Origin of the sequence: Neobittarella massiliensis (ex Bilen et al. 2018) (assembly GCF_900289145.1) — a bacterium.
Lineage (GTDB): Bacteria > Bacillota > Clostridia > Oscillospirales > Ruminococcaceae > Neobittarella > Neobittarella massiliensis.
Genome location: NZ_OKQO01000003.1, coordinates 55,999 through 67,925, shown reverse-complemented (window position 1 = coordinate 67,925; position 11,927 = coordinate 55,999). Strand labels below are relative to the sequence as shown.

At 59.8% G+C, this 11,927-nt stretch carries 8 protein-coding genes; all 8 read right to left on the bottom strand.

Annotation, left to right across the window (positions count from 1 at the left end):
• Positions 1-24: 24 nt before the first annotated feature.
• Positions 25-375, bottom strand: a complete 351-nt coding sequence (locus tag C6Y32_RS04810; protein WP_105204210.1) for a hypothetical protein — start codon at positions 373-375, stop codon at positions 25-27.
• Entirely contained in the window at positions 372-1,220 is an 849-nt protein-coding gene (locus C6Y32_RS04805; RefSeq protein ID WP_105204208.1) for a nucleotidyl transferase AbiEii/AbiGii toxin family protein, read from the bottom strand. Before C6Y32_RS04805 ends, C6Y32_RS04810 begins: the two co-directional genes overlap by 4 nt.
• Positions 1,217-1,810: a type IV toxin-antitoxin system AbiEi family antitoxin domain-containing protein gene (locus C6Y32_RS04800; protein ID WP_105204206.1), complete on the bottom strand. Its 594-nt coding sequence runs from the start codon at positions 1,808-1,810 to the stop codon at positions 1,217-1,219. Before C6Y32_RS04800 ends, C6Y32_RS04805 begins: the two co-directional genes overlap by 4 nt.
• A gap of 103 nt (positions 1,811-1,913) precedes the next feature.
• Entirely contained in the window at positions 1,914-2,225 is a 312-nt protein-coding gene (locus C6Y32_RS04795; protein ID WP_105204204.1) for a CD1845 family protein, read from the bottom strand.
• On the bottom strand, positions 2,222-2,527 hold the full coding sequence (locus C6Y32_RS04790) for a hypothetical protein (RefSeq protein WP_105204202.1): 306 nt from the start codon (positions 2,525-2,527) through the stop codon (positions 2,222-2,224). Before C6Y32_RS04790 ends, C6Y32_RS04795 begins: the two co-directional genes overlap by 4 nt.
• Positions 2,528-2,667: 140 nt before the next feature.
• The gene (locus C6Y32_RS04785; RefSeq protein WP_105204200.1) at positions 2,668-3,012 is read right to left on the bottom strand and encodes a plasmid mobilization protein; all 345 of its coding nucleotides are present in this window, start codon (positions 3,010-3,012) and stop codon (positions 2,668-2,670) included.
• Entirely contained in the window at positions 3,009-4,076 is a 1,068-nt protein-coding gene (locus C6Y32_RS04780) for a DUF3849 domain-containing protein (protein WP_105204198.1), read from the bottom strand. The genes C6Y32_RS04785 and C6Y32_RS04780 overlap by 4 nt, the downstream gene beginning before the upstream one ends.
• A 1-nt stretch (position 4,077) precedes the next feature.
• Positions 4,078-11,910, bottom strand: coding sequence for a DEAD/DEAH box helicase family protein (locus C6Y32_RS04775; protein ID WP_475600676.1), 7,833 nt, complete (start codon positions 11,908-11,910; stop codon positions 4,078-4,080).
• Positions 11,911-11,927: the final 17 nt, after the last annotated feature.

Genomic DNA, 11,927 nt, shown 5'->3' with positions numbered 1-11,927 from the left:
CTGCTCATCACAGACCGCATCGGTTTACTCTATATCAGTTTCCTCGTCCATATCAAAATCGAAATCTTCCTCAATACCATCTTCCAATTCATCCAGCTCCATCCTGGGCGGGAACCGCATTTCATACTGCTCCGTTGCCAAGGCCCGCACGGCATCCCGCCTGTCTTTCATCCGTTTCTTCAGCCATGAAAGCTGTTCTTTAGATAATCGCCAGGGAAGGTTGACAAGCCGGGTAAGCGTCATTTCTTCCGCCTGCTTTTCTGGCGGGAGAGCGGCGCAGGTTTTACAGATGTGCGCGGCATGGCCTTTGCCGGAAAACTTTTCGTTTGCCTTATACTCGCCACAGACCTTGCAGTAGTGTCCACGCTTTTTCATACCGTGCCCTCGCAACGAGCGAACAGCTGACGGACCGCAGCCATGACCGTATCCCAGCCAAGGTCGGACGCATAGGAGAACTTTTGCTGATAGACCGCCCACAGGTCCTGCATGACCGGGCTGTTCTCCACTTCATCAAAGACCTCGGCGGCCTCGGCCAGATGGCGCTCGGTGCCGCGCTTGTGGGCTGTCGCCAGCAGCGCGTCATGGAGAACGTGCCGGTCCAGAGTGCTGCCATAGAGTTGTTGCAGGATGGCGATGTCGTAAAAATCTCTCATACGGGTGTTGGTCGTGGTGCGGGTGATGATGGTTTCCAGCTTTTCGGCCAGCACGGTCTCCAGGTTATAGGCCCAAACTTCGATGGAGCGGTCCTCCAGCATGAGCTTGAAGCTGTACCGCACCTCTTTAGGGGTGATGGCGTCGCCGGTGGAAATGTCGATTTTCAGCGGGGTGCGCACCCCGTCAAAGAGCGTTGTCATCGTGACCCGGATGCCGGGATATTCCGCTTCATCCATGATTTCTGAAATGCTTTTCACCTGGAAGGTAACGCCGTCATCAATGGGAACAGCGATGATCTCGGCCATCATGTTCTCCACATCCTCGACACTGACGTTGGCCCCCTTGACCGTTGCGTCCAGGTCCATCGTAGAGCGGGCGTCCAGACCGACCATCGCGGCCACCAGCATCCCACCCTTGAGGATGAATTTGTCCCGGTAGGACGAGAGAGAAATGCGTTCCAGAAAACGCTCCATCATATAGTTGCGCATCAAAACCTGCGCATCCGCAGCATTTTTCTTTGACAGGTTACGGATCAAATCTTTCAGCTGTCTGGCTGTCTTTATCATAGGAGTACCTCCAAATACTGGCGTAAAATCTTCTCGACCCGGAACAGCTTGGCATAGCGCACCAGCGTCCGCAGGTCCTTGTCTTTCCGGCGGGCATACGCTTTCAAAGCGTCCTGGAATGTCTGCATCTCGATATGACTCCGGCTGCGCAGCACATCGCAGATCGTCCGTTCCATATCATAGACCGGCACATCGTGACCGAAGGGGGTCTGCGCGGTTGTCAGGCCGACCTCATGCAGCTCCGCCTTGATGGTAAAGACCTGGACGCCCTCGTCCTTGAGCCGGGTGGGGTTGTACCCTGTCTTGACCGTGACAGAATAGGCCAGCGGCTCCCGGTCGGTCAGGTCGTGGAAAAACAGCGCCGTTTCATGGGAAAAAACCGCCTGCGGACAACGAAGATGCAGCAGATACATGGCGTCCACCCAGGCGTCTTTGGAAAGATAAATCCCATGCGCCGCCTGTTCCAGCCCACGAGACTGCACGAATTGATAAAAAACAGGTTTTGAGATCCCGGCCGCGAGGGCCTGCCCGGTGCGCAGCATCCCATCCTGACGTTCCATCAGCTGGTCCAGCTGTTGAAATTGGCTCACGTTCTTCACCTTCCTTTCATGCTAATATTATACGCAAAATTAGCACGAAAGTAAAGTCAAAAAATTGCCGGTCAATCACTCCCGGCAATTCTTCGCTTCCAATTCAACCATACACCGCGTCCTGGATCGCATATCGCAGGTCCTGCACCTTGCCCACCAGCCAGGCGGCGGCCATCGGCAGGCCCAGCGGGCTGACCAGGAAGGCAATCACCAGCAGGATCACGCCGTTTTGCGGCGAGTAGATCACAAGCACCGCGATCCCCAGCAGCGCCACCACTGTGGAGGCCAGGCCGAAGATAAAGCTGGACACATACAGCAGCCCGAAGCACAGCCAGGTGAACAGCGTCAGCGCCAGCACTACCGGCGCGGCAAGGATTTTCAGCCCCAATTTCAAAATAAACAGCACCGCTCTCATTTCAGCGCCTCCTTCCGCCAGTCCAGGTATGGCTGGCACAGTTCCTCTACGGCCTTTTCGTCCGCCTCTGTCACCTCCCGGCGCCCCCGCGTCCGGCAGATCATGGCAAAATCCTGAAAATCCGAGAGAAGTATATCGAACAGTTCCTCCGGGGTCCGGCAGAGAATGCCATCCACACAGTAGCGGGAATCCTTGTCCCAGGTCAATCGGACATAGCCGCGTTTACAAGGGAGAACTTCTTCCTCCGGGTCGCGCAGCAGGTATTCTTGAAAAATCTCCAAGACGTTTTCAAACGTCAACATCAGCCATCACCTCGTTTCTGACTCCATTATCAAGCACAACCCGCCAAAACGCAACGATACCGACAAAGAAAAAAGAGGGAGGCCCGGCGATGCAGCCCGCACGCGCCGGACCTCCCTCACAGCCGGGGCGTATGCCCCTGTCACGACAGCTTTGCCAGCTGGGTCAATACCTGATGTACCCCATCCCACAAAGCCTCTTGCCGCCGGGATATATCCTCCAGGTCAGCGTCGTAAATGCGCCCGGTTTCATGCGCACGGCGGGCCAGCTGGTTCAAGTTGTTGCTGGAATAGCGCATCAGGGACACCAGCTCCTTCAGTTCCGGCAGTTCCAGGCGCACCACATAGCCGTCCAGGGCCATCTTGCGCAGGTAGGCTTCCCGGTTCTTTGTCCCCAGCTGGGCCATCTTCTGCTCGATCAGCGCCAGTTCTTCCGGCGAGACCCGGAAGTTCAGCTGTACTTCCCGCTTGCGCTTGGGGGCGCTCACCGTTCCGGCTCCTTTTTCTTATGGATGTGAGCTTTCTTTTCAGCGGGGCGCGGCTCCTGTTTCAGTTGGCGGCGGACAGAGCGGCGGGGCGGGCGCAGATCCTTGCTGCGGTCCTCGCTGGCCAGGATGGTGATATAGGTGCCGGGCAGGTCCTTCATGCCGGTGATCGCCAGACTGCGGAATGGCAGCAGCGTCATCAGCTGGTCGTGGGCCTGGGAACCTGCGCGGGCCAGAAAGTCCGGCGAAACGCGGGCTATATAGTGGGTGCCGTGGGGGCTGTTGGGCGTATCCGGCGCACGAAGCTCCTGCAAGAGCCGGGCGGCCTCGGCGCGGATTTCCTCCGGCGTCAGCGGCTGGAGCCGCAGATAATCCTGCCGCGCCTGGCTTAAGAACAGATCGACCAGGCCGGAGTGGCTGTCCACTACAAAGTCCAGATTGCGTTCGCCGCCGAAGCCGTCCGGGTTGGATGGGATGTCCACCGTCTTTGCCCACGCCTTGTTGGCCGGGCTGAAACGCTCATCCCAATCTTTCTGCTGTACGGTGTTTGCCAGCACATAGAGGGTGCGGGTGTAGCCGAACTGCTCGATCACCTGGGGCACCGCATCCTTGTCCAGCCGGTTGTCCCGGTAATGTTCCGAAATGGATGCCTCAATGGCCTCCTTGCAGGCGATGTTGGCGCGGCGGGACGCCCGGTACAAATCCAGGTCGCCCTGTTCGCGGGCATAGGTGGCGTCGTGCCGGTAGAGCGGCAGTTCCCGCTGGGCGTCCAGCGCCGCCTCGGCCCGCTGCTCAATGCTGTCCCGCACCACATCCATGTAGGAAGTCTCCCGGTCAGAAAACTCCTTGTAGACATCGGCCAGCGGGGACGGCGACGCCAGCAGCGCGGCGGCCCGGCTTTGTGGCAGGTCCAGCTCCTCCATCGCCATCAAAATATCCTCCCGGACCGTGTACTCATAGGTATGCTTTAGAATTTCCTCCGGGGGCTGGCTTTTCAGCCAGTCCCGGAACTTGTCCTGTTCGGCGGCCATCTTCTCATAGAGGACCGCGTTTTTGTCGGGATTCATGTTATCGCACCTCCTGTTCGTGGTGTTTGGGTTTCTTTTCGGAGCAGCGCGGCGGCACCGGGCGTTTCAGCCCCTCCAGCACCGAGGGGCGGCTGCTCTTGGCAAGCACCGCCTCCGGCGCAGGTCGGCCCCGGCCGTCCATGTTCAGCAGTACGTCCAGTTCGGCCAGCCGGGCAGATTTGTCCCGCAGTTCCTGCTCCTGGGGGAAGGGCTTGCCCACCTCCGCCTTGGCGGCGGCCTGCTGCTGGTAGAGATTGTCCAGCTGGTTCTTCACCGCCTCCAGCCGCTGGTGCATCTGACTGAGCGCATTGTCGATACGGGTGAGGTTGCCACGGGGGTCTGTGCCCAGCGTCGCCCGGTGGGTCATCTGGCCTTTCAGCAGGAGCATATACTCCTGTCGGAAAGCGTCAAACGACACCGACATAGCGAAGCCCCGGTAACTGCCCACCGGCACCGGGTCGGTCCCTTTGACCTCCTTGCAGGCGTCCAGCAGCGCCGCCCCGGCGTTCTCCTTGTCGGTGAGGGTGTCGCCACGGACTTCCATCCCGGCAAAGCCGTCCTCCGGGTGCGGGTGTTCCGCCAGCGTTTTCATATCCGCTTCCAGCCCGGCGATAAATCCCTTGTTTTTCTCGATCTCCTCCGGGAAGGTTTTGAGCAGCTGGTCCTCCAGGCGGTACTGCTTGCTCTGGTGGTCGGCCTTCATCAGCTTTAACCGCGCCACGTCCACATCCAGGTCCATACGCTCCTTGATGCGCGGGTCTCCGGCGCACAGCGCCTTGATCTCGGCAAAGGACAGCGCGGTTTCGTCCACATCGTCGCAGCTTCGCACCGGCGATTTGGAGGTCATGATCTGGCTGATGAATTTCTGTTTGTTTTCCACCGTCTGCCAGAGGTAGGCGTCGAAAGTCCCCTCGGTGACGTAGCGATACACATGGACGGTCTCGTTCTGGTTGCCCTGGCGCTCGATGCGCCCCTTTCGCTGGGCCAGGTCGCCGGGCCGCCACGGACAGTCCAGATCATGCAGTGCCACCAGGCGGTCCTGGACGTTGGTGCCCGCGCCCATTTTAGCCGTGCTGCCCAGCAGGACGCGCACCTGGCCGGTGCGGACCTTGGAGAACAGCTCTTTTTTGCGCACCTCGGTGTTGGCCTCATGGATAAAGGCGATCTGCTCGGCGGGTACGCCCTGGTCGATGAGTTTTTGCCGGATGTCCTCATAGACCGTAAAGGCCGGTTCCGGCTCATCCAGCGGCACCGCGTCCTCCAAAGCGTAGAGGGTCGGGTTGTCCAGCGCCTTGGCTACCTTTTTGGCGGGCCGGGCCTGGGGCGTGGAGATGTCGCAGAACACCAGCTGGGTCAGCTTGTCAGCCTCGCCATCCCGCCAGATTTGCATGATATTGTCCACGCACTGATTGACCTTGGTGCCCGGCTCATCCGGCAGCAGCTGGTTGATGATCCGCTGGTCCAGCCCCAGCTTGCGCCCGTCGCTGGTGATCTTGAGCATATTGTCCTGGGACGGGTCCACCGTGCCGCTGTGTACCAGGGAAGCGCGTTCCGAGAGCGCCTTCACCATTTCCTGCTGCTGTTCGGTGGGCTGGGCCACGATGTTGTGGTACTCCACCTGGGGCGTGGGCAGGTGCAGCTGGTCGGCGGTTTTAATGTCCGCGACCTCCTTAAAGAGATTCATCAGCTCTGGCAGGTTGAAAAACTTGCTGAATCTTGTTCTTGCCCGGTAGCCGGTTCCCTCCGGGGCCAGCTCCAGCGCCGTCACGGTTTCGCCGAAGCGGGAGGCCCAGCAGTCAAAATGGGCCATGCCCAGCTCTTGCAGGCGGTCATACTGGAGATACCGCTGCATGGTGTAAAGCTCGGTCATAGAGTTGGAAACCGGCGTGCCGGTGGCAAAGATGACGCCCCGGCTGCCGGTGATCTCGTCCATGTAGCGGCACTTGGCGAACATATCTGAAGATTTCTGCGCATCCGTGGTGGAGAGGCCCGCCACGTTGCGCATTTTTGTGTAGAGAAAGAGGTTCTTGTAATTGTGCGCCTCGTCCACGAACAGCCGGTCTACGCCCAGCTGTTCAAACGTCACCACATCGTCCTTGCGGCCCTCGGCTTGCAGCTTTTCCAGCCGCGCTTCCAGAGACTTTTTCGTGCGTTCCAGCTGCTTGACGGTGAACCGTTCCCCGCCGCTGGCCTCCACCTCGGCGATGCCCTCGGTGATTTCCCAAATCTGCTCATGCAGCAGCCGCTCCTGGCGTTCCTTGCTGATGGGGATCTTCTCGAACTGGGAGTGACCCATGATGATGGCGTCGTAGTCGCCGGTGGCGATGCGGGCGCAGAACTTCTTGCGGGTGTGCTTCTCGAAGTCCTTTTTGGTCGTTACCAGGATGTTCGCGGACGGGTACAGACACAGGAACTCCGAAGCCCACTGTTCGGTCAGGTGATTTGGCACCACAAAGAGGGATTTCTGGCACAGGCCCAGGCGCTTGGCCTCCATCGCGGCCCCCACCATTTCAAAGGTCTTGCCCGCGCCCACCTCATGGGCCAGCAGCGTGTTGCCGCCGTACAGTACATGGGCGATGGCGTTTTTCTGATGTTCCCGCAGGGTGATGGCCGGGTTCATGCCGCCAAAAACAATGTGGCTGCCATCATATTCGCGGGGGCGGGTGGCGTTCATTTCCTCGTTGTACTGGCGCACCAGCGCCTGCCGCCGCTCCGGGTCGCGCCAAATCCAGTCGCGGAAAGCATCCCGGATGGCCTGCTGCTTTTGCGCGGCCAGGGTGGTTTCCTTGGCGTTCAGCACCCGGCGCTCCTTGCCGTCCGCGTCCTCCACGGTGTCGTAGATTCGCACGTCCCGCAGATTGAGGGAATCTTCGAGGATTTTATAGGCATTGGCGCGGCCGGTCCCGTAGGTCGAATAGGCGGCCACGTTGTTTTGCCCCACAACATTTTTGCCGGAGATCTGCCACTCCGCCGTAAAGGGGGTGTAGTGGACTTCAATGCTGCGCTGGAGGTAAAAAGGCGTGTCGAAGGTCTCGTACATGAATTGCTGGATATACTCCTTGTCGATCCACGTTGCGCCCAGCCGCACCTCGATCTCGGAAGCGTCCAGGTCTTTGGGCTGGGCGGCAGTCAGGGCCTCCACGTTGACCGCAAAGGCCGGGTCCTGCTCCGCCGCCCGCTGGGCCTGGCGCAGTTTCCGGCGCACGGTGCCGGACAGGTACTCGTCGGCGGTCACATAATGTGGAGTTCCGTCCGGCTCAGTCTGGCCCGGCACACGGAAGATGACACCGCGCAGCTCGTCAGCCAATTCTTCGCCGGTTTTGCCGGTGAGCTGTTCCATGTAGGCCATATCCACGCAGGCTTTTTCAGAAATGGAGACTGCCAGGGCCTCGGAGGCGGTGTCTACGGTGGTGACAGCCTCATGGGGCTTAATCGTGCGCTTGGTGAACATATCTGCCTTGCGCTCCAACCGGCCATCCTCGTCCAGCACCTCCAGCGCACAGAGCAGGTAATAACTGCTGTCATCGGCAAAAGCCAGCCGGTTCGCCCGGTCATTGATAAGTCCGTACTTGGCGGAAAAATCGTCATAGCGGCGGTTCAACTCGGCCATCTGCGCCCGAATGTCGGCATCCGGCGTGGCGGCGTCCATCTCCAGGTCGATGAGCCGCTGCACACAATCCCGCAGCCCCACCAGCCCTTTGACGCGGGCCTCGGCGGTGGCGTTCAGGTCAGGGCGCACCATGCGGCTGTTTTCCCGGAAGTACACCGCGCCGTCCACCACCGTGTAGGAGTAGTTCTTCACGTTAGGGTCAGCCGGGAGGGATTCGTCGATGTCCTCGCCCTCGCCCAACTCCGGAAGCGCGGCCTCCTGGTAGGTGCCGCGAATGTACTTCACGGCATCGTGCAGCTGATCGGCCAGCTCCAGCCCCTCGATGGGGGCCACGGTGTAATCCTGTTTGCCGTATTGGGTGCTTTCGGCGGTAGGGCGGCCCAGCACCATCTCCGGGTGATCCAGAAAATACTGGTTGACCGTGAAGCCTTCCTCGGTCCGGCCAGTCTGCGTCCAGTCCGGGGCGATGTCCAGCGGACGGTCCCGCTTTTGCAGAAACAGGATGTCGGACACTACATCGGTCCCGGCGTTGGCGCGGAAAGAGTTGTTGGGCAGACGGATCGCCCCCAGCAGCTCGGCCCGCTGGGCCAGATATCGGCGCACGGTAGAATCCTTGCCGTCCATTGTATAGCGGCTGGTGACGAAAGCTACCACGCCGCCCGGCCGCACCTGGTCCAGCGCCTTGGCGAAGAAGTAGTTGTGGATGTTGAAGCCCAGCTTGTTGTAGGCTTTGTCGTTTACCTGATACTGTCCGAAAGGGACGTTGCCGATGGCAAGGTCATAGAAGTCCCGCCGGTCAGTGGTCTCGAAGCCCGCCACGGTGATGTCGGCCTTGGGGTAGAGCTGCTTGGCGATGCGCCCGGAAATGCTGTCCAGCTCCACGCCGTACAGACGGCTCCCGGCCATGCTCTCCGGCAGTAACCCGAAGAAATTGCCCACGCCCATCGACGGCTCCAAAATGTTGCCGGTGCGGAAGCCCATCCGCTCCACGGCTTCATAAACGGCGCGGATGACGGTGGGGCTGGTGTAGTGGGCGTTGAGGGTGGAGGCCCTGGCCGCAGCGTATTCCTCCGGGGTCAGCAGTTCTTTCAGCTCCACATACTCGGCGGCCCACGCGGGTTTGTCCGGGTCAAAGGCATCCGCCACGCCGCCCCAGCCCACATATTGTGAGAGAATATGCTGTTCTTCTGGGGTGGCATAGCGATTTTCCTGCTCGATCTGCTTCAGCGTGGCAATCGCCTTGATGTTGCGCCAAAACTTTTCCTTTGGCCCGCCTTTCCCCAGGTCATCGTCCAGAATGCGGAAATTCTCAGGCGGACGCTGTTCCGGCGGCGTGGGTTCCGGCTCGTCTATGTGTAGCCGTTCCACCACCACATCATAGGGAAGTCCGTTTTTGTCGCCGGGATAGACCGTTACCGGCTCGGAGGTGATTTCCGGCGCAGGGGTTTCTCTGGTGTCCGGCGTGAACAGTCCGGCATTTCGCTCATCCTGGCGCAGCCAGGTTTCAAACTGTTCCCGGCTGATGACATCATAACTCCAGGTGTAAGGCCCGGTATAAATACGGACCGTTGTATCTTCAATGGCATCAATCGTGCCGGCGATGGGGTGGTCGGGCGCAGGGAGCGTTACCTGATCGCCCACCTGGTAAGATGGGATTCCTTCCAGGAAGGGCGTGTTCAACCGGACCGCAAAGGCTTCGGCTTCTTTCCTTGTTTCAAAGGTCTGGTATATATCATCCAGATCATAATAGCGCCCCGTCTGCTGGTCGCGAATAATGAAGGGTTCTTCAAACGCATCCGATGTTTCTTCTACCACATACCGCTTAAAGCCTTCCGGGTCTTGGAAGAAGCCGTCCAGTTCATACACATACAGTCCCCGGAGAAGCGGAGCCAGTTCATCCCAGTGGTATGCCAGGGTCGTAAGTTTTCGTTCCTCATGGTCCAGGATCTCCACCTCAACGCTGGTGGTGAAGGTGCGGTAGTCCGCTATGTCGCCGGTCACAAGGTCCATCGTTTCCACGCGCCCGGAATACAGCTCAGATAACCGCTGGGCAATTTTAGTGTTGCCCTCGCCATCCCGCAGCCAGTGAGAAATATACTCCTTGTCGTGCCGGGTAAACAGGCCGGAAGTCAGCACTTCTCGCAGGTCCTGGTCCGCTTTCTCCGGGTCAACGTAAAGGAACTCGGTAACGGGGCCGTTTCGCAGGTCGTTTTGTAGAAGCTGCTCGAACCGCTCCCGGCTCTCAGCCCGGAAGATGGGATAGCTCATGCCGGTAGGCAGCAGCTGCACCGTATCCTCCCGCAGTTCGGTGATCTGGTATTCCTGATTGTCCAGATAGACCGTATCGCCCACATGGTAAGGGGGTGTTGCGGGGTCGTAGGCGATAGGCTCTTCTGTTTCCGGGATAGTCTGCCGGATAGCCTCATATTCCTCGTCAGAAACGGTGATGTCGATCTCATGGGTAGGTTCACCGCTGCCGATGGTGAGGGTGTCGCCCTCGCGGGTGATGGGCTGGCCGGATAAGTCAGGCACAGGCGGCTTTGCCGCTGCCTCGGCCTGTTCCTCGGCCGCGACGGCCTCCACATCCCGCATGACCTGCTGGATGAACGGATCGTTGTCCAGCTTTTCCGGGTCCACCACCTGGCCGTTCACGATGCCGCGCTCGGCCAGGGCCTCCCGAATGGCGATGGGGTCGATGTTGTCAAATCGGTCCTGCTCCGCTTCGGTATAGAACCGATCTTCCTTGATGAGCTGGGCGATCCGGCGCTGCACCTTGGGCCAGGGCACGTCGCCCACCGCGCCGTCCACCGTCACAGGTAAGGCCGGGAGGTCATCGCCGTACTCCTGCCGCAGCCAGGCGGCGGTATCCTTTTCACGGGCGTGGTCCTTCATGTAGCGGACAACCGCGTTCTTACTTTCAATATTGCCGTTCCATTCCTGGATGGCGGCGTCGATTTCCGCCTGGGTCAGCGCCCGGCGCACAGGTTCCGCCTGCGCAGCGGGTTTTGGCATAGAAAAAGCAGAGGGCGTTTTCACACTCTCTGCTTCGTCTATTCTTTGGATTTGTTCCGCTTCGGAGAGGAACAGGTTTAAGGTCAGCTGTTGATAAGTTCCGCCAGCAGAATCTCCTCCGCCTGGGCCTTGCAGGTGTTCATCAGGCCCACCCAGGCCATCGGGTCGCGAGCTTTCAGCGCCTCCGTCGCGCCCGCCGACTCTGCCAGCCGGGGCATCATCTGCTCCAGACGGCTGTTCGCGGTCTCGTCGATCTCCCGAAGGTGCGGGTACAGCTTCTCGGTCATCAGCAGCTGGTTGTAGAGGATGGGCCGGTGTTCCTTCAGATACGCTTTCCTCATCCTGCCGTACTTGCCCAGGGGCTTCTCCGGCTGTTCGGACAGCTTCAGGTCGGGGATCAGGTAATCGCCGTTCCTCGTGTAAGTCAGGTTGTTCTCCATGTGTGGCACTCCTTTCCGCGCTCTTGGCACGCTCATAGTTCTGGATGGTGACGCCGATCTGCCGCAGCACCTGCTGGTTTATCTGGCTGACCGCCGTGCCCAGCGCCCCCACGGTGGCAGGGGTGTTGAAGTCGAAGATCGCCATGAAATCCTCATGGCCGAAATACTGCTCCGGCTCCAGCCCACAGCGGGACATCAGGGCGTAGGTGATGCTGACCGTGGCGGCGGACTTGAACTGGACTTCGATGTTGTACTCATCGTACTCCTCCAAAAAGGAACCGTCAACGATATAGAGAATGTCCTGCCAGTGATCCGTCCAGTATTCTTCCGCCAGACCGGCGGCCACATCGGCCAGCTGCTGGGGCAGTTCTTCGCCGCCCACACCGTAGCTACTCTCCAGCATCGCCATGACCGGCGCGGCGTGTTCCTCGTTCATCGTCCACAGCCAGGGGGTGCGGGAGTGTTCACGGGTGCCGGTGTCAGAAATATCAAACACATACCGCAGCCGGGGCCGGTCCCCGGAATCGTCCACCAGCGCGATACCCTTGGACCCGCGCCGCACATACCGGCCCATGCGGTTGTTCCACAGGTCGTACTCGGCGCAGGCAGTGGCGTCCGGGCGCTGGGCGTAGATCATCATCTGCTCATGGAACGGATATTTGTAAAGTCGGGCGGCGGTGGTGAGAAAGCCCGCCCACTCCTGCCAGCTGCCGGTGAGCTGCCGCGCCACCTGGTCGGCCATCTGCGCATATTGTTCTGCTTTGGTTGGCATGGGGTTCTATCCTCCCT